Origin of the sequence: Nocardioides okcheonensis, from assembly GCF_020991065.1 — a bacterium.
Classification (GTDB): Bacteria; Actinomycetota; Actinomycetes; order Propionibacteriales; family Nocardioidaceae; genus Nocardioides; species Nocardioides okcheonensis.
Window position 1 is genome coordinate 70,069 of record NZ_CP087710.1, and the last position, 24,909, is coordinate 94,977.

Here is a 24,909-nt window from a genome sequence, read left to right on the forward strand (position 1 = left end):
GGGCGGCCGCGCTCACGTGGCCGCCCCGCTGTCCAGCAGCCAGTGGTACTGCATCCGCAGTGCCCGGTCGACCGACCCTGCGACCGCGCCCAGGCCCAGCGAGAGGTTGAGCCACGTCGGCAGGTGCACCGGTGAGTGGAAGGTGCCGAGGGTCGAGGCGATGGCGGGGACCTGCGAGACCGGCTCGGCCGCCTGGAGCGCGCCCAGCGTGACGCCGACGACCAGCAGGGCCACCGAGACCGCGCCGACGAGGCTGCTCGCGACGGGGTGGCGTCGGGCGAACCGCGCGCGACGGCCCTCGGCGGAGCGGGGGTCGGGCTCGAGGGCCCGCGCCGTCCCGTCGTGGGTGACGAGGTGGCAACGCCGCAGCCCTGCCGGGCTCCTGCGGACCTCGATGTGACCGCCGTCGACCGGGAACCTCGCCGGCAGCCTGGACTCGAGGTGGCGGACGCCGTCGACGTACAGGCTCGCCCGCACCACGCCGTTGGCGTCCCCACCGTGCCTCACCTCGACGGTGTGCACGACCGGGCGGCCCTCGTGCTCGAGCGTGATCGACAGCAGGGAGCGGCGGAACGCCTGCCACCAGCGGAAGGGCCGCAGCGGCCGGCCGTCGGCCGGCCTGGCGCGGCGCTCGAGCCGTCGGTCGTTCCAGCCGGCGCTCACCGGTCCTCGCTCCGGGCGGGCGCACGGACGGGGCCGCTGCGGGTCATCCACCAGACGAGGGCGGTGGAGAGCAGGATCGCCGCGCTGGGGACCAGGTTCACCGGGGACCCGACGGCCGTCGCGCGGTTGTCGAGCTCGCCGCCGACGTCGAGGTGGAGCGCCGTGGCGACCAGGAGGGCGAGGTTGTAGACGGCGTGCAGCACGACGGCGACCTCGAGTCCGCCGGTGCGCCACGTGACGACCGCCATCGAGCCGAACAGCACGAGGTAGGAGGTCAGCAGGTAGGGGTCGAGGGTCCCGTGCACGAGCGAGAACACGACCGTGGTCACGACGACGCCCGCCACGAGGCCGACGCGCGGGCTGCGCGCCCACCCGCCCACCACCCGGAACATCAGCCCCCGGAAGCCGTACTCCTCGCCGGCGACGGCGAGCGGGCTGATGACGAGGCTGATGAGGACCATCGCGACGAGGTCCGCGTCGGTCCACGACGTCGTCGAGCCGCCCTGCAGCGCGCTGATCCCCACCGCCACCAGGACGAGCGGTCCGAGCACGAGCAGGGTCCTGGCGAGGACGCCGAACCGGAAGCGTCCGGTCACCGAGTGCAGGGTGCCCGCCGGGACTCGGTAGAGCATCCGCTGGAGCAGCATGGACCACGGGATGAGCAGCGCCAGCGAGAGCGACCCGGCGGCGTGGCGCAGGGGAGTGAACGCCTCGTCGCGCCCGAGCACGCGGGTGTCGATGACCTTCGACAGCTCCACGAAGCCCGCCGAGAAGCCGACGAAGCCCACCAGGAGCAGCAGGATCGTCAGCAGTCCCCGGGGGACCCGACGCGAGTCGCCCGCGAAGGCTCGGTGGTACTCCGTCCCGGCCGGGAGTCCGGGCGTCGGCGACGGCACGTCGCCCCTCAGCAGCCAGGTCTGGTCGGTCGTGGTCACGGTGCTCGGTCTCCCGTCGGGTCGTCGGCTACTAGTACGGCGTACTAGCGCTAGGCTGACGCTAGCACAGCGTGTTAGTCATCGGAGAGGGGCGGACCGCACGTGACCGGAGGGACACCGTCGACGAGGGACAAGATCCTGGTCGCCGCGGCGACCATGCTCGGCGAGGACCCGACCGCCCGGCTCAGCGTCCGCGCGGTCGCGGCGCGCGCGGGCGTCAGCGTCGGCTCGCTGCGGCACTTCTTCCCGACCCAGCGGCTGCTGGTGGACACGGTGGTCGCCGGCCTCGCCTCGCTGGAGGTCCCCGACGACCCGATGGGCGACGTCGCGTCGAGCCCGTCGGAACGGCTCGTGGCCTGCCTCCAGCTGCTCCTGTCCGAGGTGGGGGCGGGGGAGCAGGCGCGCGCCAACCTCACGTCGCTGCACCGTGCCTGGGTCGCGTCGCCCCCCGATGCCGACTCGGAGCACGCCTTCCTCGCCCTCGAGCGCCTGGCAGTGCACCGCGTGTCGGCCTGGCTGGCCGTCCTGCGCGACGAGGGAGCGCTGGCGCCGGGTGACCTCGAGCAGCAGGCCCGGTTCCTGCTCACGGTCGTGAACGGTCTCTCGCTCGAGCGCGCACTCCCGGGCGCCCAGGCCCGGCTGCCGCACGACCTGGCCACCCTGGAGGTCGCCGTGTCGGCCGTGGTTGCGGCGGCGTGACGCCGTGGACGGGCCGCAGGGTCACGGCCAGCTGGCGTGCATACGTAGGAGATTGCCTAATAGGTTTAGGATCGTCTCGTGAACCCGCTGACCGAGAAGCAGATCCGCACGTCGTTCGTGAACCTCAGCAAGGGTGCCGCGGGGAGGGTCAACCTCCCGGCGGACCTGGACGAGCGACCGTGGGGCGATCTCGACTACCTGGGTTGGCAGGACCCGAAGGCGCCGGGACGCCACTACCTGGTGGCCGAACGCGACGGCCGGCCCTGCGGCATCGCGCTGCGAGCATCGGACGCGGGTGCCGGGCGGATGCGAAGGACGATGTGCGACCTCTGCACGACCGTCGGGTCAGTGGGCCTGATGGTGGCGCCCCGTGCGGGCAGGGCGGGCCAGCGCGGTGACTCGGTCGGCACCTACGTCTGCGCCGCGCTCGACTGCTCGCTCTTCGCCCGCAACGTCCGGAGCAACGGCACGGTGGTCATGGACGAGCGGCTCACGGTCGAGCAGAAGGTCGCGCGGCTGATGGCGAACCTGGACACCTTCGTGGCCAGGGTGGTCCGCTGACCGACGCTCCTCCCGCACCCGACTGCGCCCGACGTCTCGCGGCCCGGCGCGTGCGACAGTGATCGGGTGCCCACCATCTCGTCCGCCCTGACTCTCGCCGACTGGCGCGCCCGCGTCTCCTCGCTCTACGAGGAGGTGCGGGCCTGCGACGACCCGGCCGAGGGACACCGCCTGTGGCGTGAGGGACGCGCGGACCTCTTCGCCACCCATCCCCAGAGCCCGACCGCGGGTGTCCCCGAGCTGAGGCAGCGGGGCGTGGACTACTGGGCCTACGACCCGGCGCTGCGGTTCACGGTCGAGATCGAGTCGGCCGACGCCGACGAGCGCGAGGTCGACGGCGGGGACGACGGGTCGGTCACGCTGCACCGGATCGGCCTGGTCCGACTGCCCGAGCCGGTGGGCGGCAGGCTCGACGTGTGGTGGCTGCACCAGTACGGCGGCGGGATCTTCGTCCCGCTGCGCGACGGCACGGCCGGCGACGGCAGCTACGGCGCGGGTCGCTACCTCCTCGACTCGGCCAAGGGCGCGTGGCTCGGCGGTGACGACCGACACCTGGTCGTCGACCTCAACTTCGCCTACCACCCCTCGTGCCGCTACGACGACCGGTGGCGTTGCCCGCTCGCGCCCGCCGGGAACACCATCGCGGCCCGCGTGGAGGCAGGCGAGCGCCTCTGAGGACGCCGAGCAGGCCAGGGGCTCGCAGAGGAGTGACGTGGCCACTTCCGTGCCACGTGAAGCCAAGCGCTTCTCGCGGCATGAGCGGACGTCCGACACTCGCGCAACGCTGGCGCACCCGCACTCTGGCTTGTCGCATGGTGCTCGTTGCCGCCACTGGGCGGTGGTCTGCAGAACGACGGCACGATGAAGCGGCCACGGAGAGTCCAGCAGCTGCCCGGGCATTCCTTCAGGGGGTTCTTCGGGTCGACCCTGAGGTGTCATGGAATCCTGCGGCGTTCCCTTTTCCAGCCATGGCTCCAGTCCTACTTTTGACGCGTGAACGACCAACTGCACAGCCATTCACCCGGCAGCGTGATTGCAGCCGCGCCGGGCCTTGAAGGGCGTCGACGCCTCGTGACGGCGATCGTCGCGGCGGTGGTCTTGTCCGCGACTGCCGGCGTCCTGTGGGGCAGGCCGCCAGGTATCGCGTCGGCGTCTCGTCCCACGGGGCCCTCCACGGAGGGCTTCAGGATGTGGGACCTCGGCGATGCAGTGACGTCCCCTGCTTCGGGTGTTGCGGTGGCGCCGGACGGAACGGTGATCGTCGTGGACCGTGACGAGCGGCCGTTCGCGTGGAGCGAGCCGGTCGACCACGACGTGGTCCACCGCGTGGACCCGGACTCGGGCCGCGTCGTGGGGTCGTGGGGGCGTGGGGCGCTGGCGTCACCCCACGGTGTGGACGTCGCGAGCGACGGGACCGTGTGGATCACCGACGTCGGCAGCAACCAGGTGGTCGCCTTCGATGCCAACGGCGAGGAGACATTCCGGCTGGGGAGCCCCTACGGCTCGGCGCTCGAGAAGTGCATGCAGGTCCGCAACGTCCTGACCAACCTGCCGTGCCCGTCCGAGGGCCTGACCTTCGCTCGTCCGACGGACGTTGTTGCTGCGGACGACGGGTCCGTCTACATCTCCGACGGCTATCGCGGTTCCCGTGTGGTGAAGGTCGATGCCGACGGTCATCAGGTCGCGGCCATCGGTGAGCTCGGGGACGCACCCGGGCAGTTCTTCCTGCCACACGGCATCGACCTCCTCGCCGATGGCCGCGTCGTCGTCGCCGAACGCCGCAACGCGCGAGTGCAGCTGGTTGACGCCGACCTGAGCCGCGCGACCGTCGTACCTGCGCGGGTTGGCCGACCCTACGACGTCGCCGTCGGTCCGGACGGTGATCTGTACGTCCTCGACGGCGGGGACGGCCTCGACGGAGGCGGCCAGTCGCGATCAGCGGTGTACCGGCTGGACCCCGACACCTATGAGCTCCTCCACGCCTATCGGATGCCGACGGGCGTGGCTGGTCACCAGCTCGCCGTCAGCGATGAGGCGATCGTCGTGACGGCCATCGAGGGCGCACCGACCTGGCATGTTTCCCTGGACGGAGCGTGACCGCGTCTCTGTCGCGATGGATCCGGGTGCCTGGACACCACGCTTGATCCGTCTCGTGGCCCGGCCCCAGCTGTGCTGCAGCGCTGCCGACGGGCGCAGGGGGAACGTGAGCGCACCGACCCGCGTCCGGTCACGGGGCGGGCGGGACCTCCGCCCCGGCAAGCGCGAGCAGTGCCGTGGTCGAGCCGTCGAGGTAGGCGATGACTGCTTCGCCGCTGCGTCGGCTCATTCGAGCAGCGAGAGCATCGAGGTCTCGAAGCAGCGGAAGCACGTGAGCGACGACGGTGTCACGGCCGGTGTCGGTGAGCTCGATCGCCACCCGGCGGCGGTCCTCGGGGTCACTCGTACGCCGCGCGTGGTCACGCTTCTCGAGGCGCCTCAACAGGTGGGTCACGGCGCCTTGACTGATGCCGAGGCGCCCAGCGAGCTCCACCGCACTCAGGGGTCCGACCATCAGGTGCTCGAGGGCATCCACGTCCGTACGTGAGACCCCGAGCGTGCGAGCAAGATGACCTTGAGCACGTGTGTGTGCCAGCAGCACTCGTTGCAGCGCCGTTGACAGTGGGTCGTGCGGAACGTCTTCAGGTGTCATACTGCTTGCATATCTAAAGTATCGGCGAGGACGGTGGCACGCATGAGAATCGGTCTCCTCGGAGCGACTGGCGGAAGTGGAGAGGCGCTTCTGAGTCTGGCATGCGAAGCAGGCCACGACGTCCGCGTCGTCGCTCGACGCCCCGACGCGGTCCAGGTCCCGAAGGGAGCGTCGGTCCGCGTCGCGTCGGGTGACGCCACCGACCCGGCAGCGCTCGGCTCTGGACTCGACGGCTGCGAGGTCGTCGTCAACCTCGTCGGCGTGAGCGGCCTGCTCGCCGCGCGGCGTGGCACCACGGTCTACTCACGGAGCGTCGCGGCCCTCGTCGCCGCAGCTCCTAGGGCCGGATTCTCCCGCGTGGTGCTCGTCACCAGCGGCGGAGTCGTGGACCAGCCGGATGACGGCTGGTTCTACACGCACGTCCTCAAGCGCCACTTCCTCGAGCCGACGTACCGCGACATGCGCCTCGCGGAGCGATCACTCCAGGACAGCGACCTGGGCTGGACCATCGTCCGCCCCGGCTACCTCACGGGCGACAAGCAACGCACCGACTACCGCGTCAGCATCGATGCCCCCCTGGCCAAGGACGGCTCGTTGAGCAGGTGGAGCCTCGCGCACGCCATCCTCCAGCGGGCACTCAGCGACGAGGCGCTCGGCCACACGCTTGCCGTGGCCACGTGAGACACGCAGGTCCTGAGGACGCGGCCCGTGTCCGCGAGCTGCCCACGCTGGCCCCGCCGCTCACGTCGTAGCTCGCGTTCGGCCAGTCGCTCGGAGCTCGGAGAGACCGGTTGGGCCGTTCATGGGCTGTCCGTCAGCGACCTCGACTGGGTCCCGGCGGCCGCGGGCGGCCGCCGGGACCGGAACCCTGTGGAGGCGGGCAGGGTTCCCCTCGACGGGGCTTGCGTGTCGCTGCCGGCTACTTGTGCCGCGACGCCTTGGTGATGTCGAACAGCGTGGTGGTGCCGGAGACCTCGTTGCCGACCGCGACCAGGGGCCGGCCGCTCGGGGAGTCGTCGCGGTCGATGAAGGTGAGCCCCTCGGGTCCGAGGTCGCCGGCTGCGGCGAGGTCGGTCGAACCGCTGACGGAGAAGTCCCGATTGTTGGTGTAGGTGACAAAGGTGGGCACCGTCGGCTGGGTGAGGTCGTAGACCATGACACCGCCGACGCGCTCGAGGCCGATGAAGGCGTAGGTGCGGCCATGGATCTTCCCGATCGTGAGTCCCTCGGGTTCTGGGCCCTTGTCGTCGCTGCGGTTGTCGAAGGCCGAGGTGCCGTGGTCGGTGTTGAAGAACGCGGGCACGGCCGCCGAGGTGATGCGCTCGAGCTGGTCACCGGTCGTGGAGACGAGCTGGCCGTCGGTGGTGAACACGGAGATGCCGCGCCCGCCGAATCCGTAGAGGGTCTCGTAGCAGGCGCCGGTCGCGTCTAGCCCGTCAGCCTTGGTGATCTTCAGCCGGCTGAGGCCAGTGAACCCGGCTCCGTTCTTCACCGCGTCGCAGGCGGGCTTGAGGCCGTTCTTGCCGAGGTCGCCCACCCGGACCTCTTCGGAGTAGCCGTCCCAGTCGCGGGTGTCACCTTCGTCCGCGGTCACCAGGTACGTCTTGCCCTTCGCCCGGTAGGACGCGATGGCGTCGGGTTGGCGGAAGGTCCGGACGTTGGCGTAGGTGCGGATGTCGACGCCGTCGCGGTCGCTGGCGTCGAACGGCACCTGTGCCCGGTCGACCGTTCCGACGGTCCAGAGGTCGGTGACGACAGCCCGTCGCAGGTCGACCACGGCGACGCCGTTGGCCTCCTGCAACGTCACGTAGGCGGTCCGGGACTGCTGGTCCACGGTGACGTACTCGGGTTCGAGGACCTCGGAGACGGGGAATGCCGGTGTGCCGGTGCCCGCGTCGGTGCGCCCGCCGGAGACGCGGATCCCCGCGGGGAGTCCGGCACCTTCGAAGGCGTGGAAGTTCGCGGTCCGCACGGCTGCCTGGGGTGCGGCAGTGACGCCGCGGGGGAGGGAGACGACCGAGATCGTTCCCTCGGGGTCGACCGAGTAGTCCTCAGCGGGCTCGGCCTCGTTCGCGACGACGGCGCGGCGGCCGTCGGGGGTGATGGTGACCATGTCCGGCAGCGCGCCGACCCGGACGGCACCGAGGGCTTGGCCGTCGCCCGCGGCGTCGAAGAACACCAGCCAGCCGTCGTCGGTCTTGGCCGGAGCCTCGACCGCGACGACGCCGAGGCCGTCCTCACGCACGGCGACGGAGTTCGCGACCGCCCCGGCCGCCACGACGGAACCGTCGGCCGACGGCACGCCGGAGGTCTGCAGGTCGAACAGCTTGGTCGGCGCGGTCGGGGTGGAGGCGTCGAGGACCTCGACGGTCGCCTGGGCGGCGTTGACGACCAGGAGGCGCTGGCCGTCGGGGTAGTACTCGACGATCTCGGCGGCCGACTCGTCGAACACTCCGGTCTCATACGTACCGAGGGGGTCGAGGCGGACCGTGGCACCGCTCGCTGACGTGCGGACCGGGTCGGGGACGAGTGCGGCGTCCGCAACAGAGAGGGGAAGAGCGAGGCAGGTAGCGGCCGCTGACGTCGCGAGGAGGGCGATCCGACTGAGTGGGGCGACTCGGCCGGTGGGGCGTCCGTCGATGCTGCGCGCGGAGATGAGAGGCATGGGTCTGGGGCCTTCCTGAGGGGGTTCGACGCACCCTAGGGAGCCGCCATGACCGACGAGCGTCACCGAGGTGAACGACCGACCACGTCGCTTGCGACGCGTGCGATGCCACCTCCTGTTCACCTGGCTGGACCACACTCCGCGCGTGCCATCTCCAGCCTCGTGCGACCCGTCGACGACCGACATGCGTCTCCTGCGGGCCGGTGAGGCCGCTCCGCCGCGGACGCTGGTCGACATCTTCCGGGCCACGGTGGAGGCCGACCCGGATGCCCGGGCGCTCGACAACGGAGCAGAGCAGCTGACCTACGAGGAGTTCGCGGACGCCGCGCTTGCGGTGGCCGAGGAGCTCAACGCGCGGGGTGTGGGTCGTGGTGACCGGGTGGGGATCCGCCTCAAGTCCGGCACCCCCGACCTGTACGTCGCCATCGTGGGCGTGCTGCTCGCCGGATCGGCGTACGTCCCGGTGGACGCCGAAGACCCGGACGACCGTGCCCGCCTGGTGTTCGCAGAGGCCGGGGTGGCCGCGGTGATCGGCAACGAGCTCGCCATCGCACTGCGCCGCCCGGCCGGGCCCGCCCGAAGCGACGAGGCACCCGATCCGGACGACGACGCGTGGGTGATCTTCACCTCCGGCTCCACCGGCACTCCCAAGGGCGTTGCGGTGTCTCACCGGTGCGCGGCCGCGTTCGTGGATGCCGAGTCACGACTGTTCCTCCGCGACGATCCCATCGACCCACGCGACCGGGTGATGGCCGGCCTGTCGGTCGCCTTCGACGCGTCGTGCGAGGAGATGTGGTTGGCGTGGGCGCACGGCGCCTGCCTGGTCCCGGCGCCGCGTTCGCTGGTGCGCAGCGGCGTGGACGTCGGCCCGTGGCTGGTCGCCAACGACATCACGGTGGTGTCGACCGTCCCGACGCTGGTGACGTTGTGGCCCACCGAGTCCCTGGCCGGCGTGCGACTGCTGATCCTCGGTGGGGAGGCCTGCCCGCCCGAGATCGGCGCCAGGTTGGCGCACGACGGTCGGGAGGTGTGGAACACCTACGGGCCGACCGAGGCGACCGTGGTCTCGTGCGCTGCCCGACTGGGTCCGGACGGCCCCGTGCGGATCGGGTTGCCGCTCGACGGCTGGGACCTCGCAGTTGTCGACCCTACGGGCCGTCCGGTGCCGCAGGGGAGTGTGGGTGAGCTGATCATCGGAGGCGTCGGTCTGGCCCGCTACCTCGATGCGGACAAGGACGCCGAGAAGTACGCGCCGATGCCGACGCTGGGCTGGACACGCGCCTACCGCAGCGGCGACCTGGTGCGCGACGACGGACACGGGCTCGTGTTCGAGGGCCGCGCCGACGACCAGGTCAAGCTCGGCGGCCGCCGGATCGAGCTCGGTGAGGTGGACAGTGCGCTGCTCCGCCTCCCCGGCGTGCGCGGTGCGGCAGCCGCCGTGCGCAAGACGAAGGCCGGCAACGCTCTCCTGGTCGGCTACGTCCAGGTCGACGCCACGTTCGACGCCCCGACCGCATTGGCGGGGCTGCGTGAGTCGCTGCCCGCGGCGCTCGTCCCGCGTCTGGCGACCGTGGAGTCCCTGCCCACGAAGACCTCCGGCAAGGTGGACCGCGACGCACTGCCGTGGCCGCTGCCAGAGGAGTCCGCGTCCTCCAGGCAAGGGGACCTCACCGAGACCGAGACATGGATCGCCGCCTTGTGGAGGGACGTCATCGGCGCGTCTGTCGGGGCCGGCGACGACGACTTCTTCGACCTCGGCGGCAGCAGCCTGACCGCCGCCCAGATCGTGTCCCGACTGCGCACCCGATACCCCGAGACCACCGTCGCCGACGTCTACGAGCATCCGACCCTGTCCGGGCTGGCCGGAGCGCTGGACGTCATGGTGTCCCAGGCGGCGCCCACCAACCGGCCGGTGCGCCCGACCCCGACCAAGACCCAGCTCGGGCAGCTCGCGTTCACGCTCCCGCTGCGCACCATCACCGGGCTCCGGTGGCTCACCTGGACCGCCGCGGGCATGAACCTGGCCGTCGAGGTCCTGGACATCACGTACGTCGAGCCGGTCCCGTGGATCGTGGTCATCATCGGCTGGTTGCTGCTGATCACGCCTGTCGGGCGGATGGTCACCACCGTCGTGGGCGTCAGGCTGCTGTTGAGGGGGGTGCGGCCGGGCACCTACCCGCGCGGTGGTCGTATCCATCTCCGCGTCTGGCTCGCCGAGAGGCTCGCCGACGAGTGCGGCGCGGTGAACCTGGCCGGGGCTCCTCTGATCCAGCTGTACGCCCGGGCGCTGGGCGCGCAGGTGGGACGCGACGTCGACCTGCACTCCGTGCCGCCGGTGACCGGGTTTCTCAGGCTGGGCGACGGGTGCTCGGTCGAACCGGAGGTCGACCTCACGGGCCATTGGCTCGACGGCGACGTCCTGCACATCGGGTCGGTCGAGATCCACGCCGGCGCTCGGGTCGGGACCCGCAGCACGCTGGGACCGGGTGCGCGCGTGGGCGTCGACGCCGAGGTCGCGCCCGGCTCCGCCGTCCACGGCCCCGTCCCTGCGGGAGAGTTCTGGTCCGGGTCGCCGGCCGAGCGGGTGAGGGAAGCCCGCGGCCCCTGGTCGTCGACGCGACCAGCGCGGACGACTTCCTGGTCCGTCGCCTACGGAGCCACCGCGCTCGCCCTCTCACTCCTGCCGCTCGCGGCCCTGGCCTGCGGTCTGCTGGTCCTGGTCCCAGCCGTGGACGGCGCCACGTCCCTGGAGCAGGCAACCACGAAGGCCCTGCTCGTGCTGCCACTCGCGGCGATCATCACGCTGGTGGCGCTGGCGGCCCTGGTCCTGGCGGCGGTGCGGATGGCCGGAGCGGGCCTCGAGCCCGGGCACTACCCCGTGCACAGCCGCCCGGCCCTGCAGGCCTGGGCCACCCTGCGGGTCCTCGACGAGGCTCGCACCTGGCTCTACCCGCTCTACGCCAGCACCCTCACACCGTGGTGGCTGCGGCGACTCGGAGCCCGGGTCGGCACCAACGTGGAGGCCTCGACCGTGCTCCTCATCCCGCGACTCACCACCGTCAACGACCAGGCGTTCCTCGCCGACGACACACTCATCGGCAGCTACGAGCTCGGCGGCGGCTGGCTGCGCGTCGAGAAGGTCAAGATCGGCAAACGCGCGTTCGTCGGCAACTCGGGGATGGCTGCAGCGGGTCGCAAGGTTCCCAAGCACGCGCTGGTCGCGGTCCTGTCTGCCGCACCTCGACGCAAGAAGGCGCAGGCCGGCACGTCGTGGCTCGGCAGCCCGCCGACGCGGCTGCGCCGTACGGCCGACGACATCGACGCCAGCCGCACCTACGCCCCTTCCACCGGGCTGCGGGTCGCTCGGGCCGCAGTGGAAGCGTGCCGGCTCGTTCCGGTCGTCATCGCTGCCGCGATCGGGCTGGGACTGGCCGTCGCGCTGGTGACGCTGACCAGCCGAGTGAACCTCGCTGTCGCGGCTGTCGCCTCCGGCGCGCTCCTCATGACCGCCGGACTGGTCGCGGCAGCCACCACGACCGTGGCCAAGTGGTTGCTCGTCGGTCGCATCCACGCCGGCGACCGGCCGCTGTGGAGCTCGTTCGTGTGGCGCAACGAGCTCGCGGACGCGTTCGTGGAGCTGGTCGCCGCCCCGTGGTTCGCGCGGCCCGCCACCGGCACTCCCGCCCTGAACCTCTGGCTGCGGAGCCTGGGCACCACCGTCGGGCAGGGCGTGTGGTGCGAGAGCTACTGGCTCCCCGAGCCCGACCTCGTGGAGCTGCGCGACGGGGCAACCGTGAACGCCGGCTGCGTGGTGCAGACCCACCTCTTCCACGACCGGGTCATGAGCATCGACCGGGTGGTGCTCAGGAAGGGCTCGACGCTCGGCCCGAACAGCGTCATCCTGCCCGCGGCCACCATCGGCCGGGACGCTACGGTGGGCCCGGTGTCGTTGGTGATGAGGGGTGAGCTGGTGCCTGACAAGACCCGGTGGGTGGGAAACCCGATCGGCCCCTGGCTCGACGACGCATCCCTGTCGGACACCTGATGGGCGACGTGGACCCCTACGTCCCCGGTCACGGTGATCCGACGTACGACGTCACGCACTACGACCTCGACCTGCGGTACTCCCTCGAGGGGAACCGTCTCGACGGCACCGCGCTGCTGGAGTGCACGATCCGCGAGGAGACCTCCGAGCTGAGGCTCGACCTGCACGCCCTGGACGTGTCGAAGGTGAGCGTCGACGGACGCGCGGTGAAGTATCGCGACCGCACCGGATCCCTGACCGTCCGGCTGGCGAAGAGCATCGGGCCGGGCGAGTCCGTCACCGTCCGCGTGCGCTACTCGGGCCATCCCACCCAGGAGAAGAGCCGCCACCTCGGCGCCGCCGGGTGGGAGGAGCTCACCGATGGTGTCATCGTCGCCGGACAACCCCACGGAGCGCCCAGCTGGTTCCCGTGCAACGACCGGCCCTCGAACAAGGCCAGCTACCGCATCACCGTCACGGCTGCGGCCGGCTACCACGTCGTGGCCAACGGCCGGCTGACCAGCAGCCGTCGTGGCTCGAGCGCGGTCACGTGGGTCTACGAGCAGACCGAGCCCATGGCGACGTACCTCGCGAGCGTCCACATCGGCCGCTACCAGGTACGCACCGACGACGCCGACGCCGACGTGCCGATGCACGCCGTGGTCCCCCCACGCCTGGTGGCCACCTATGACGACGCGTTCGGCGACCAGCGGGCCATGATCGACACGTTCTCCCGCCTGTTCGGCCCCTACCCGTTCGGCTCCTACACGGTCGTCGTCACCGACGACGACCTCGAGATCCCCCTCGAGGCGCAAGGGCTCTCCGCCTTCGGCGCGAACTTCCTCACCTCCGACTGGGACTCGGTTCGTCTGGTGGCGCACGAGCTGTCCCACCAGTGGTTCGGCAACAGTCTGACCCTGGGGCAGTGGAAAGACATCTGGCTCCACGAGGGATTCGCCTGCTACGCCGAGTGGATCTGGTCGGAGGAGTCCGGCGGGCCGACCGCACACGAGCGGGCGCAGGACCACCACCGGCGGCTCAGTGGGCTCGACCAGGACGTGGTGCTCTCAGATCCCGGGCCGGAGCTGATGTTCGACGACCGGATCTACAAGCGCGGCGCCCTCACGCTGCACGCACTCCGTATGACCGTCGGCGATGACGCGTTCTTCGCCCTCCTGCGCGGTTGGACCGACAAGCACGCGCACGGGACGGTCAACACCGCAGCCTTCGTGGAGTTCGCAGAGCTGTCCACCGGCCACGACCTGGCTGGGCTCTTCGACGCGTGGCTCGACCGAACCGCCCTCCCGGACCTGCCACACAGGTCCTGACCCCGACGGACAGCTGATTCGCGACCTCCTCCGACTCTGCTGCTGGCGACCCGTCCGGCCGGACGTGCTGGTGATGATGGAGTCAGTCGAGCAGGCCCGATGGACCTGCCGAGTAGACCGTGATGTCCGATGGGCGGGATCCGTTGCCCGCGATCGCGGCCGTCAGGCCGATGGCGAGGTCCACGTCGGCCACCCAGTCCGGCCGCCTGAGTGCCGCTGGCGTTTCCACGACCTCCGGAGCTCCTGAGGAGTCGTCCAACCGCACCGACGCGGGATCCACCTGCAACCCCACCCCACACGCCTTCAGCACCGCTTCCTTCCGAACCCACGCACGTGCCACCTCCCCGTGGGTCTCTGCACGCTCGAGCGGATGCAGCAGCACGTCGCGGACCTCCCGCGTGGCGAACGCGTCGGTCGACTCCACGTCCACCCCCACCGACACGCTGGCGGCCAGGGCCACCATCGTCACCCCCGGCGCTCGGGCGACGCTCACGCCAGGTCGCTCGGGCCCGCTCAGACCACGAAGGACCGGGCGGCCGTGGCTGGAGCTCGCGCACCGCGGGCAGATGCGTACCGTCTCCACGCCGGCCGCGGTCGAGCCGTAACGCCGCACCGCCAGGTCCCGCAGCAGCCTCTCGGCCACGTGGGCGTCGTCGCAGCGCGCCCACGCCACCCACAGCCACGTCACGGTTCCAGTCTCCCGCACGAGCCAGAGAGCGACCGAACCTGCTCCTGAGCACAGGCGCTCGATCGTCGGATCGTCCGCGGTGCCTGCGTGCAAGCATCAGCCCCCGACGCGGAGCAATCGCGCCGCCGCTTGGCGACGGACCATCGGGTGGCCGCCGGACAGTACGGGGACGAGGCCGACACGCGGGTGAGGAAATGGTGAGGGGTCCCGCTGGTGATCATCAGCAGGACCCCTGGTCTTCCCGGGACAGCTCCCCGGGCGCTGGGCTTCAGCGGTGACGAGGACCGTCGTCACAGCTGTGGCGGCAGTGTCCCGGACCGTCGTCGGCGCCGTGGGCGGCGAAGGCGGCGCTGGTGGGCGCGGCGACGAGGACGATGGCGGCTGCCAGGGTGGCGAAAGCGCGGCGGACGTTCATGATCGGTTCCTTCCGGGGGTGGTGTTCATGACCCGTCCAGCGTCGCGCTGTTCGTAGAACACCGCGAGATGGTCGATGGTGCTAGCACGATGCCGGGACCTACCTCGGGCAATGTTCATCACGAGGTCGTTGACGCGAGCGCGAACCACATCGCTGGACGCCGTGCACCGGGCAACGAGCCGCTGAACGGGGCCTCCGCTTGGCGGCTAGTGCTGTGCCCGATGTCCGGTCGACGTCTCGATGACGTTGAGGTCGACCACGGTACGGATCGTTGGGTCGCTTCGCGCTGCGAGCCATCCGAGCTCGTGCACGACGGCTGCGAGGGTCTCGAAGGACTTCACGCCGCCGTCGACCAGCTCGTCGACGAGCTTGCCTACGCGCGACCCGCGGGCCAGAGCCTCGACGAGGTCGATGGCCGCGAGCAGCAGGTCAGGGCGCCCGTTGCTCGGCACGGTCTGAAGGATGTCACGGGGAAACGAGGGCGCCACGTCTTTGTCGGTGGCGGAGAGTCGCCAGAAGCGATCGGCACCGACGCTTCCCAGCGCGGCCAGGGCCAGAGGCGGGCTCGCCGCGAAGGTCTCGCGTGCGCTGCTCGCGCAGTCCTCATGGTTGTACAGGTCCGGGTGGGCGAGCATCGCTAGATATGCGCGTGCGTCACGCACCATCACTTCGGCGAGCTGTCCGCGGAGGTCACCACCGTCTTTGAGCACAGGGGGATGGAAGCACGCCAAGATGAACGAGTCGACGGGTGTCTAGTCGAGGTTCAACGACACGTCGTCCGGGATTCACCACCGTTGCTCGCTGTCGGCACGGTCTTGAGCCCTTGTTCACCTCGAGGATGCACGATCAACGCGTGGCGTACTTCGTTGCCTCGCCCGAGAAGCGACGCGTGCCGGTCAGCTTGCTCAACGCGGCCGGGCGCTCGATCCCGGTCGACACCACGATCGAGCCTGGTGCACCGGCACACGCCGTGCCTGCGCATTCGATGACGTCGATGTGCGGCGTCGACACTTCCGGCATGTGGCACTTCCCGGACCGGACGTTCGCGGACGTCGGCCACGACCAGCTGTGCCTGGACTGCCTCGTCGCCCTGCTCGCTCAGGCTCACCAGCTGCGCCAGCGGGGCCTCACCGGCCGTCGACGCCGCGCGGTCAGTCCTTGAGGCTACGGAGGTCGACCGGACCGTACGGGAAGTCCGGCGTGCGTCGCGTGGGGCGGAAGTCTGCGTGCCGCACCCGGTGGGGGTAGCCCTCCTGCCCGTGGCGCCGCCCGTGCTCGCGCGGCTCGTCGGAGCGCTGGGTGATGGGCGAGGTCGCGGTCGACAGGCGGCGCGAGCCGGCCAGGGTCTGCCAGCTGACGGCGTACGACGGCTCCGCCGTCCGGTCGAGACGAGGGTCGGGCCGCACACTGGTGGGCCGTGGCGTGTGGAAGAAGTCGGCCTGCACGCGCTCTGGCGTCACGTCGACCAGCACGTAGCCGTGTCCGACGCCGTCGAGGTACTTCAGGTAGGAGTTGTAGCCGCCGAGGAACTGCGCAAGGCCGTCGATCTGGGCGGCGACGGCCTCTGCGGGTGCACCCGGCTGACTCGCTCGCACGATCTCGTAGAAGCCGTCACTGGTCACGGACGGGCAGACGAGCTCGACCCCCACGGAGTCGTACGGCGTGCCGGCGAATGCTGCCGTCCCCGGTGCGGGGAGGGTGGCCGGCAGGTCGATCGCCCACGAGGAGTGGATGTCGCCGGTCAGCACAACGAGGTCGCCGGCGTCGGCGGGCTGGTCACCGGCCCGCGCGAGGAGCGCGGCCTGATCGGCCTGGTAGCCGTCCCACTGGTCGGAGTTGAGCAGCAGCAGGTCTGCGGGTGCGCCGAGGACGGCGCCCGGGAAGCGGATGGGCGCCAGGATCACCTGGTTGCCGACCAGGTGCCAGCTCGTGGGTCGGGTGAGGCCGTCCTGGAGCCACGCGAGCTGCTCCGGCTCGGGCAGGTGCCGCCCGGGATCGGCCAGCGCGCTGTCGACGGCGGGGGAGGAGCCGGTCGGGATGAAGCCGCCGCCGGTGGTGGTGAAGCTCGGGACGTCGATCTGGCGACTGCGGTTCTGCCGGGTCTCGAGCACGGACAGGTCGGCGAGGGTGCCGAAGGTGAACCGCTTGAAGAACCGGGTGCCGTCGTGGTCCACGGCCTGGTCGGGCAGGCGGAACGGCAGCCACTCGAGGTAGGCCTGGTACGCGGCGTGGCGCCGCGCCATGAAGTCTCCTTCGGTGGGCTGGTGGTTCTCCGCGCCGTCCTCCCACGCGTTGTTGGCGACCTCGTGGTCGTCGAAGATGGTGATGAACGGGTGCCGGGAGTGCACCAGCTGCAGGTCGGGGTCGGCCTTGTGGAGGGCGTGCCGCAGCCGGTAGTCCGACAGGGCCACCGTCTCGCCGGCGGGCTGGTGGTCACGCGTGCCGGCCAGCTCGGAGGGGCCGTAGCGGTCGGCGCCGTTGCCGTACTCGTAGATGTAGTCACCCACGTGCAGCACGAAGTCGAGGTCGTCCCGCTTCCCGAGGGCTCGGTAGGTGGTGAAGTAGCCGCCCGTGTAGTTGCTGCACGACACCAGTGCGAAGCGCAGCGCGTGGGTCCGGCCAGCCTCGTCGGGTGCGGTCTGGGTCCGTCCGACGGGACTCGTCTGCCCGGCGGCCCGGAACCGGTACCAATAGCGCGTGTAGGGGCGCAGGCCGGTGACGTCGACCTTCACCGTGTGGTCGCTCTCGGGCGACGTGCGCACGACGCCGCGGGCCACGACACGGGTGAAGCGGTGGTCCAGGGCCACCTCCCACCGCACCGTGGTGGGAGCCCCGAGCCCGCTGCCCGGGGTCGCCACCGGCTCGTTCGGGCGGCGCCTCGGGGGCGTGACGCGGGTCCAGATCACCACGGCATCCGCGGTGGGATCGCCGCTCGCGACGCCGTAACCGAAGGCTCCCCGGTGTGCCGGAGCCTCGGCGGCCGCGACGTCGAAGACGCGCAACGGGCCGGCGGCAGCCGTCGCGACGCCGGCGGCCGATGCCTGGAGCATGGTGCGCCGAGTCGGACGCAGGGCAGAGCCCGACGGGGTCGTCTGCAGGCCGGTCATGATGTGACGGTCCCACCGTCGGCCTGTGTTGTCATCCGTCGGTGGGTGAACACCGCCGGAACACCGCCGTCCTCGTGGTGCAGGACCTGCGGCACGCACGTCCGTACGTCCAGGCCGGGAACGGGCGACGGCTCGCCGGCACGAGGTATGCCGATCCGGAGGTCACGACGGAGCTGAGCAGTTCCGGTGACCTCCCGGCGAGCCGCTACCCCTCGCCGATGCCGGGTGTCGGACGGAACGCGTTGACGGTCGCGTCGATCACGACCTGGTCGCGCCGGCCCGAGTCGAGGACGGTGTTGGCGGTGGACGCGGGGTCGACGAGGACGGTGACGACCTCGAGCGGACGGGACGACCGTGCGCCGAGCAGGGCGTCGACCTGCGCCTCGAAGGCGCTCTCGCCGGTCCCGGGGTCGATGTCCGTGGCCACCACGTGGTTGTTGGCGACGTGGTGGCCGGTGCCGTCGACGAGGCGGATGACGACCGGGGTGGTGCCGGGCGGACGTACGCTCGCCGCCGCGAGCACCTCGGAGACGTGGTTGCCGATGACCGAGTTGCCGGTCCCACCGACCCGCAGCAGGCCGTGGTCGTCGTCGAGGCCGTTGTCCACGCCGACGAACGGGGTCCACGGCTCGCTGTCGCGCAGCAGGTGGTTGGTGGCGACGAGGACCTCGGAGCAGTCCTCGAGGACCACCATGCCGGGGTAGAAGGAGTGCAGCCGGTTGTTCGTGACGCTGGACCGGGAGACGCCGGTGAGGTGCACGCTGCTGGCGCCCCGCGGGAAGACGTTGTTGGCGGTGACGAGCAGCCCGCCGTGGTTCTCGGCGAGGATCGAGTGGCCGCGGGGGCCGGCGCCCACGAGGTTGTCGGTGACCTTGGAGGCCTGCCCCCACCCGCGCAGCTCGATGCAGCTGCCGCACTCGGCGACGAAGTTGTCGTGGACGGACAGCGCGTCGGCGTGGTGGACCGTGAGCGCGTGCTCGAGGTAGACGAAGCCCATGCTGTTGACCCGGAACGAGTCGTTCGCGCTGGCGACATGGATGCCGGTCTTGCCGTTGGCGTAGGTGTTCTCGGGGTCGAGACCTGAGCCGTCGGCCTCGAAGTGGAGCCCGTCGATGCAGAAGCCGGCGAACTCCACGGAGCTGATCCGGGGCGAGCCCTCGCGGGCGACCAGGAACGCGGCGCCGGCGGACGGCTCGGCCCCGTCGGGCACGTCGAGGTCGACCAGGACGCGGCTGCCGCCCGGCCAGAGCTCGTGCAGGTCGTCCCACTCGTCCTCGGGCACGTTGAAGCGGATGCTGGAGGAGGTGAAGCCGTGGCCCGACCCCTCGATCCGCAGGAAGCTCAGGTCGACCAGGACCTGGGTGCGCAGCCGGTAGTCACCGGGCGGGATGTGGATCACGGCGCCGGGCTTGCCGCGTCCTCCGTCGTCCGAGCGGTCCTGGCGGGCACGCACGTCGGCGATGATGCTGTTGATGACCTCGCCGATGTCGTCGGCGGCGTCACCGACGGGCCAGTCGGTGACGTCGTAGCGGTTCGGGCTCACCATCGCCTCAGGACCCCACCGTCGCCGCGGGCCTCGCCGCCGCGGGCTGGGCGACCTCGAGCCGTCCGTCGACCACGCGGACCGGCATCGGGTCGGTGATCTCGCCGATCCACCCGGCCTGCCCGTCGGAGTTGCGGAAGGCGAGCAGCCGCCAGTCGCCGGACCGGTCGCGGACCAGGCGGCCGACGTAGAGCTGCTCGTCGGTCAGCCGGTAGGCCGCGGTGAGGTCGTAGGGCCCGGTCGGCGAGTCGACCGGGAACGCCCAGACGCCGCCGGTGGGGTCGCTCGCGCCCCGTCGCTGCGACAGCTCGGAGCCGAGGCACGAGAAGAGGCCCACCGTGGTGCCGTCGACCGTCTCCACCTGGAGCACCTCGACGTGCCCGAACCCGGCGCCCGGACTCGACAGGGGCGGCTGCACCGTCCAGCGCAGCAGGTCGGGGGACGTCGCGTGGCCGACCACGCCGCGATCGTCCGGGTCGCCGCTGTCGGCGCGGGCGGTGATGAGCATGTGCCAGCCGGAGTGGTCCCGGAACACCCACGGATCGCGCCAGGCCTGGTCGGGCCACTGCCGGGTGGCGGCCGTCTCGTACCAGCGGGGGTCGGGCTCGAGCACCTGGCGGTCGGGCTCGCGGTGCCAGGTGAACAGGTCGTCGGAGACGACCGAGCTGATCCGCTGCACCAGGCCGTCGCCGGCGCGGTCGACCGCGGTGTAGAACATCCGCCACCGGCCGTCGTCGTCACGGACCACCGAGCCGGTCCAGGTCGCGAGGTCGTCGAACGCGGGGGAGTCGTCCGGGATCAGCGCGTCGGCGTGCTCGGTCCAGGTGACCAGGTCGGTGGACGTCGCGTGGCCGACGGTGGCGCGCCAGTGCCGCCGGTCCGGATCGATCAGCGCGCGCGACGCCTTGAGGAAGAAGAGGTGGTGCTGCTCGCCGTCGTCGGCGAGCCAGAAGTCCCACACCCAGGAGGAGGCCAGTCGGAGCATCGGTGGTGGTGCCTTTCAGGGCTGGGGCGGGGCCGCGACGGATCCCCGGACGATGAGTGGGCAGTCGAGCAGGACGGGGTCGTGCCGGTGGTCGGTGCCGTCGCCGTCCTCGAGCAGGCGCACGACGGTCTCCACGGCCCAGGCGCCCATCTCGTAGTGGGGGAGGGCGACCGTGGTGAGGCCGGGGTGGAGGTTCGCGGCGATCAGCTCCTGGTTGTCGAAGCCGACGACCGACAGGTCGCGCGGGACCTCGAGGCCCAGCTCGTTGGCGGCGCGGTAGGCACCCATCGCCATCCGGTCGTTGTAGCAGAACAGGGCGGTCGGACGGTCCGGACGCGACAGCAGGGTGCGGGCCAGCTCGTAGCCGGTGTGCACCTCGGAGGGCGCCTGCAGGACGAGGTCGTCGTCGACCGCGATGCCGTGACGCGCGAGGGTCTCGCGGAAGCCGGCGAGCCGCTCGTGGGTCGCCGGCACGTCGTCGTCGTTGTTGATGAACCCGATCCGGGTGTGGCCGGCGTCGACGAGGTGGGTGACGGCGGCCACCGCACCGCCCCGCTCGTCCGGCACCACGGCCGGCAACCGCCCCGCCCGGTCCGTGGCGTCGATGAGCACCGCGGGCACGTGGTCGAGGTTCGGGGGCGCGTGCACCTGGCGGTGGTACATCGTCGCGTAGAGCACGGCGTCGACCTGGCGCTCGATCAGCACCTGCACGTCGGCCGCGTGCGCGAGGTCGTCGGGCCCGCGCTCGGCGTTGATGATCACGAGGGTGAGGTCGTGGGCGCGGGCCGCCTCCTGCGCGCCGAGGATGATCCGGCCCGCGTGGGGCGTGGTCGCGATCTCCTCGCTCAGCAGGCCGATCAGCCCGGACCTGTTGGTGCGCAGCGCCTGCGCCATCCGGTTGGGACCGTAGCCGAGCTCGGCGGCCGCGTCCCGCACACGGGCGCGGGTCTCGGGCGCCACCCGGGCGTGGGGGTTGTCGTTGAGCACGTGCGAGACGGTCGTGACCGACACCCCCGCGCGCTCGGCGACGTCCTTGATGCCGACACCTCTCACCGACATGCTGGGACCTCCTTCGACGAGGTGGACCGGGCCGCGTACGGGCACCGGGTGCTGCGGCCGATCATCCCTTGACCGCCCCGAGGGTGAGCCCCGCGACGATGTGGCGCTGCAGGACCAGGGTGAGCAGGATGACCGGGACGGAGTAGATCGCCGCCAGCGCGGTCATCGCGCCCCAGTCCAGGCCGAACTGGGTCTGGAAGTTGGCGATCACGATGGGCGTCGTCTGGGCGCGTACCGAGGTGAGCAGGAGCGAGAAGAGGAACTCGTTCCACGACGCGAGGAAGGCGAAGATCGCCGTCACCGCCAGGCCGCCAGACACCACCGGCAGCACGACCAGCCGCAGCGCCACGAGCCGGGACGCGCCGTCGACCTTGGCGGCCTCCTCGAGCTCCTCGGGCACGGCCTCGAAGAAGCTGGCGAGCAACCAGATCGACAGCGGCAGCGAGATCGTGGTGTGCGCGATCGCCAGGGCGAACGACGTGTCGTTGATGTGCAGCGTGCGCATCGTCTCCACCAGCGGTGCGCCGACCGCGATGGTCGGGACCATCCGGGTGACCAGCGCGGCCATCACGAAGACGCGCCCGCTCGGCGTGCGGTAGCGGGTGATCGCGTAGGCCGCCGGGACGGCCAGGACCAGCGAGAAGACCGTGCTGAGCACTGCGGTGACGACGCTGTTGACCAGCGCCGGGACGACGCCGTCCTTGGCCAGCGCCGTCACGTAGTTGTCGAGCGTCCACACCTTCGGCAGCACCGTGGGCGGGACCGCGATCGCGTCGCTGGGAGTCTTGAAGGAGGTGAGCGCGAGGTAGAGGAACGGGAACCCGTAGAGCACCAGGACGGCCACCAGGACGCCCCACAGGATGGCGCGGGGGAGCCGGCGCGTGGTCTCGAGGCCGTTCATGCGTCGGCCCCCGGGCGCCAGATGGCGAAGATCGCCACGCTCGCGACGGCCAGCATGGCGAGGAGGTAGATCGTCCCCATCGCGCTGGCGAGGCCGATGTCGCCGTAGCGGGTCATGGTCCGGTAGACCAGCAGGCTCAGCGTCGTCGTGCTCTCCTGCGGGCCGCCGTTGGTCTGGATCAGGATGATGTCGAACGCGCGGGCGGCGTCGATGCCGCGCACGATCAGCGCGACCGCGATCACCGGTCGCAGCAGCGGGACGATGATGCGCAGGAGCATGGTCCAGAAGCCGGCGCCGTCGAGCCGGGCCGCCTCGAGGACGTCGCCGGGGACGTTCTGCAGGCCCGCGAAGAGCACGAGGGTGATGAAGGACGTGGTGAGCCAGACGTCCGGCAGCGCCACGGAGAACAGCGCGATGTCGGGGTCGCTGAGCCAGCTGACGTCGATGCCGAGCAGCTCGTTGACGATGCCGAAGTTGTCGATGAGCAGGAACCGCCACAGCAGGCCGGCGACGACCGGGGCGATCATCAGCGGGTACATGAACAGGGTGCGGAACACCGTGGAGCGGCTGCCCAGGGCGGAGAACAGCAGCGCGACGCCGAGGCCGATGGTGAACTCCAGCGCCACCACGACGAGGGTGTAGAGCGCGGTGCGCCACGAGGCGCCCTGGAAGGCGTCGGATGAGAAGGCGGCCGCGAAGTTGTCGAGGCCCACGAACTCGCGGGGACCGCCGGCGACGGGGGAGATGTCGTAGAAGCCGTTGGTGACGAACCGGACGAGGGGCCAGGCGACGAAGGCGAGGAGGAAGGCGGCCGCGGGCGCCATCATCAGCGCGGCGAAGCGGCGGTCGTTCACACGCACGTCAGCTCCTTGGGGACAGTAGGGGAGGGGCGGGCTGGGGCGGCCGGCACGTCACCGGCCGCCCCGTGGTCAGCTGACGATCACCTGGTGATCTCCTCGATCTGCTCCTTGGCGTCGGCGAGCAGGGCCGCGTTGTCGGCGCCCGGCTCGACGGCCTTCTGCAGCATCGGCGTCAGCACGGTGTTGACGATCTCCTGCCACTGCGGGGTCGCGGGCCGGGCCCGGGTGGCGGGGGAGTTGAGCGTCTCGAGGATCGCCGGGTAGTTCTCGCGCCCCTCGACGCCGTCCTGCGACTCGAACGCGGAGACCCGGCTGACCAGGCCGAGCGAGGTGTCGACGGACAGCTCGTTGTGGTCGTAGGCGAAGGCGATGAAGTCCTTGGCCTCCTCCTGCTTGGTCCCGGCGGTCGGGACGGAGAGGTACCAGGCACCCGGGACGCCGGCGACGCCACCGGGGCCCGCGATCATCGGTGCGGCGCCGATCTTGCCCTTGACCGCCGCGTCGTCCGGGGTCTGGGTGTAGGCGTGGCCCCAGAAGCGCATCATCGCGAGCTTGCCCTGGTAGAAGAGGTTCTGGGCCCCGGCCCAGTCCAGCTGGGCCGCGCCCTCGGGGGCGTACGGCAGCAGGCTGGTGTAGTAGTCGAGCGCGGCGAGGTGCTCCTTGCTGTCGATCGTGACGTCGCCGCTCGCGGGGTCCATCACCATCTGCTCGGCACCGGCCTGCGACACCGTCGCGAGCCACTCGGTCTCGACGGCACCCTTGACGTCGGTGCCGTAGAGGTCGACCTTCCCGTCGTCGTCGGTGTCGCGGGTGAAGAACTCCGCGGCGTCGGTGTACTGCTCCCACGTCGTGGGGGGTGCGAGGGGGTAGCCGTACTCCTTCTCGAAGTCGGCCTTGTTCTTCGCGTCCTCGAACAGGTCGGTGCGGTAGTAGAGGATCTCGGAGTTGGTGAAGATCGGCATCCCGACGTACGTGCCGTCGACCTGTGCCTCGGACACCAGGCCGGGGAAGAGGTCGCCCTTCACCTCGTCGGTGAACAGGTCGTCGAGCGGCTCGACGCCGTCGGCGAACGCGCTCAGCCAGATCGCGTCGAGCGCGGCGACGTCGAAGGACACGCTGCCCGACCCGAGCTCGGTCTGGATGCGGTCGTAGAGGCCGTCGTAGGGGAGCTCGACCAGCTTGACGGAGGTCCCGGTCTCCTCCTCGTAGAGGTCGGCGATCGGCTGGAGCTCGGCGAGCCCGCCACCCTCGACGAGCACCGTCAGGACGTCACCGCCGTCCGCGGAGGACGTACCGCCGGCACCACACCCCGAGAGGGCCAGCGCGGCGATCGTCGCCACCGCCGTCCCGACCATCGCGGCCCGGCGGCCGCGCACGTTGCGAAGCGTCATCACTTCGACTCCCGTTCTAGAGATCTGCGCGGCTGCCACGCCGCGGATGCGAGTGGGGGTCACCCTACGGTGACGAAACGTTTTGGCAAAACGTCTTGGCACAGTCTTGCCATGTGACGACCGTCGCGTCCACTGCCAAACGCGGCCAAAATTTCCTGGACTCGGAGGAAGGCTCCCGCGCAGGCCTCACCGGACTCGTGGGAACGGCGAGCGGATGTTTCGTCGCGTGTTCTGGCTGACCGACGGCCGCTGCTGCGTCCACAGCCGGGGCGGTGATCTACGTCCCGCCCGGCGACTGCTCGCTCAAGACGCGGATCGTCATCGTCATCGGCGACCGGCAGATCAGGGGTTCGGGCACGGGTTCGCCTCCTCGGGCATCCGCCACAACGCGGGCAA

At 71.0% G+C, this 24,909-nt stretch carries 23 protein-coding genes; 8 read left to right on the top strand and 15 right to left on the bottom strand.

Annotated elements, in window-relative coordinates; translation table 11 throughout:
* Positions 1-12 precede the first annotated feature (12 nt).
* Entirely contained in the window at positions 13-663 is a 651-nt protein-coding gene (locus LN652_RS00320; protein ID WP_230442735.1) for a hypothetical protein, read from the bottom strand.
* On the bottom strand, positions 660-1,598 hold the full coding sequence (locus LN652_RS00325; RefSeq protein WP_230442736.1) for a CPBP family intramembrane glutamic endopeptidase: 939 nt from the start codon (positions 1,596-1,598) through the stop codon (positions 660-662). The genes LN652_RS00320 and LN652_RS00325 overlap by 4 nt, the downstream gene beginning before the upstream one ends.
* Positions 1,599-1,700: 102 nt before the next feature.
* On the opposite strand from LN652_RS00325, the gene LN652_RS00330 reads away from it, so the two are divergent.
* From LN652_RS00330 to LN652_RS00345, 4 genes are all read left to right on the top strand, one after another.
* A complete protein-coding gene (locus LN652_RS00330; protein WP_230442737.1) occupies positions 1,701-2,297 on the top strand; it encodes a TetR/AcrR family transcriptional regulator in 597 nt (198 codons plus the stop codon).
* A gap of 78 nt (positions 2,298-2,375) precedes the next feature.
* Positions 2,376-2,858: an FBP domain-containing protein gene (locus LN652_RS00335; RefSeq protein ID WP_230442738.1), complete on the top strand. Its 483-nt coding sequence runs from the start codon at positions 2,376-2,378 to the stop codon at positions 2,856-2,858.
* Positions 2,859-2,924: 66 nt separating this feature from the next.
* Positions 2,925-3,533: a DUF1684 domain-containing protein gene (locus LN652_RS00340; protein WP_230442739.1), complete on the top strand. Its 609-nt coding sequence runs from the start codon at positions 2,925-2,927 to the stop codon at positions 3,531-3,533.
* A gap of 318 nt (positions 3,534-3,851) precedes the next feature.
* Positions 3,852-4,955: an NHL repeat-containing protein gene (locus LN652_RS00345; protein WP_230442740.1), complete on the top strand. Its 1,104-nt coding sequence runs from the start codon at positions 3,852-3,854 to the stop codon at positions 4,953-4,955.
* A gap of 130 nt (positions 4,956-5,085) precedes the next feature.
* Here LN652_RS00345 and LN652_RS00350 read toward each other — a convergent pair whose 3' ends face one another.
* Positions 5,086-5,547, bottom strand: coding sequence for a MarR family winged helix-turn-helix transcriptional regulator (locus LN652_RS00350; RefSeq protein WP_268932212.1), 462 nt, complete (start codon positions 5,545-5,547; stop codon positions 5,086-5,088).
* A 42-nt stretch (positions 5,548-5,589) separates the two neighbouring features.
* Here LN652_RS00350 and LN652_RS00355 point away from each other — a divergent pair, with 42 nt between their 5' ends.
* Positions 5,590-6,228: an NAD(P)-dependent oxidoreductase gene (locus LN652_RS00355; protein ID WP_230442742.1), complete on the top strand. Its 639-nt coding sequence runs from the start codon at positions 5,590-5,592 to the stop codon at positions 6,226-6,228.
* A 238-nt stretch (positions 6,229-6,466) separates the two neighbouring features.
* Here LN652_RS00355 and LN652_RS00360 read toward each other — a convergent pair whose 3' ends face one another.
* Positions 6,467-8,212, bottom strand: a complete 1,746-nt coding sequence (locus LN652_RS00360) for a choice-of-anchor I family protein (protein ID WP_230442743.1) — start codon at positions 8,210-8,212, stop codon at positions 6,467-6,469.
* A 145-nt stretch (positions 8,213-8,357) separates the two neighbouring features.
* Here LN652_RS00360 and LN652_RS00365 point away from each other — a divergent pair, with 145 nt between their 5' ends.
* Positions 8,358-12,257 carry a Pls/PosA family non-ribosomal peptide synthetase gene (locus LN652_RS00365; RefSeq protein ID WP_230442744.1) on the top strand — a complete coding sequence of 1,300 codons (3,900 nt, stop codon included), beginning with the start codon at positions 8,358-8,360 and terminating at the stop codon, positions 12,255-12,257.
* Entirely contained in the window at positions 12,257-13,564 is a 1,308-nt protein-coding gene (locus LN652_RS00370) for a M1 family metallopeptidase (RefSeq protein ID WP_230442745.1), read from the top strand. The genes LN652_RS00365 and LN652_RS00370 overlap by 1 nt, the downstream gene beginning before the upstream one ends.
* An 82-nt stretch (positions 13,565-13,646) precedes the next feature.
* Here LN652_RS00370 and LN652_RS00375 read toward each other — a convergent pair whose 3' ends face one another.
* The 4 genes from LN652_RS00375 to LN652_RS00390 form a co-directional block, all read right to left on the bottom strand.
* Positions 13,647-14,252, bottom strand: coding sequence for a 4'-phosphopantetheinyl transferase family protein (locus LN652_RS00375; RefSeq protein ID WP_230442746.1), 606 nt, complete (start codon positions 14,250-14,252; stop codon positions 13,647-13,649).
* Between the two features lie 268 nt (positions 14,253-14,520).
* Positions 14,521-14,667, bottom strand: coding sequence for a hypothetical protein (locus tag LN652_RS00380; RefSeq protein ID WP_230442747.1), 147 nt, complete (start codon positions 14,665-14,667; stop codon positions 14,521-14,523).
* 206 nt (positions 14,668-14,873) lie between these two features.
* On the bottom strand, positions 14,874-15,377 hold the full coding sequence (locus LN652_RS00385; protein ID WP_230442748.1) for a hypothetical protein: 504 nt from the start codon (positions 15,375-15,377) through the stop codon (positions 14,874-14,876).
* A gap of 136 nt (positions 15,378-15,513) precedes the next feature.
* Positions 15,514-15,687: a hypothetical protein gene (locus LN652_RS00390; protein WP_230442749.1), complete on the bottom strand. Its 174-nt coding sequence runs from the start codon at positions 15,685-15,687 to the stop codon at positions 15,514-15,516.
* Between LN652_RS00390 and LN652_RS00395 the strand changes: the two genes are divergently transcribed.
* Positions 15,686-15,829, top strand: a complete 144-nt coding sequence (locus LN652_RS00395) for a hypothetical protein (protein WP_230442750.1) — start codon at positions 15,686-15,688, stop codon at positions 15,827-15,829. The genes LN652_RS00390 and LN652_RS00395 overlap by 2 nt on opposite strands.
* Here LN652_RS00395 and LN652_RS00400 read toward each other — a convergent pair.
* The 7 genes from LN652_RS00400 to LN652_RS00430 all read right to left on the bottom strand — a co-directional run bounded on the left by LN652_RS00400 (position 15,819) and on the right by LN652_RS00430 (position 24,513).
* Entirely contained in the window at positions 15,819-17,774 is a 1,956-nt protein-coding gene (locus tag LN652_RS00400; protein ID WP_230442751.1) for an alkaline phosphatase D family protein, read from the bottom strand. The two genes, LN652_RS00395 and LN652_RS00400, sit on opposite strands and share 11 nt — an antisense overlap.
* 205 nt (positions 17,775-17,979) lie before the next feature.
* Positions 17,980-19,320: a NosD domain-containing protein gene (locus LN652_RS00405; protein ID WP_230442752.1), complete on the bottom strand. Its 1,341-nt coding sequence runs from the start codon at positions 19,318-19,320 to the stop codon at positions 17,980-17,982.
* Between the two features lie 4 nt (positions 19,321-19,324).
* A complete protein-coding gene (locus tag LN652_RS00410) occupies positions 19,325-20,302 on the bottom strand; it encodes a glycoside hydrolase family protein (RefSeq protein ID WP_230442753.1) in 978 nt (325 codons plus the stop codon).
* 15 nt (positions 20,303-20,317) lie between these two features.
* Positions 20,318-21,361 (bottom strand): LacI family DNA-binding transcriptional regulator, encoded by a 1,044-nt coding sequence (locus LN652_RS00415; protein ID WP_230442754.1) that lies wholly within the window; start codon positions 21,359-21,361, stop codon positions 20,318-20,320.
* 61 nt (positions 21,362-21,422) lie between these two features.
* Entirely contained in the window at positions 21,423-22,262 is an 840-nt protein-coding gene (locus LN652_RS00420) for a carbohydrate ABC transporter permease (protein WP_230442755.1), read from the bottom strand.
* On the bottom strand, positions 22,259-23,122 hold the full coding sequence (locus LN652_RS00425; protein WP_230442756.1) for a carbohydrate ABC transporter permease: 864 nt from the start codon (positions 23,120-23,122) through the stop codon (positions 22,259-22,261). Before LN652_RS00425 ends, LN652_RS00420 begins: the two co-directional genes overlap by 4 nt.
* A gap of 80 nt (positions 23,123-23,202) precedes the next feature.
* Complete coding sequence (locus tag LN652_RS00430) at positions 23,203-24,513, bottom strand: ABC transporter substrate-binding protein (RefSeq protein WP_230442757.1); 1,311 nt, start codon at positions 24,511-24,513, stop codon at positions 23,203-23,205.
* Positions 24,514-24,909 lie beyond the last annotated feature (396 nt).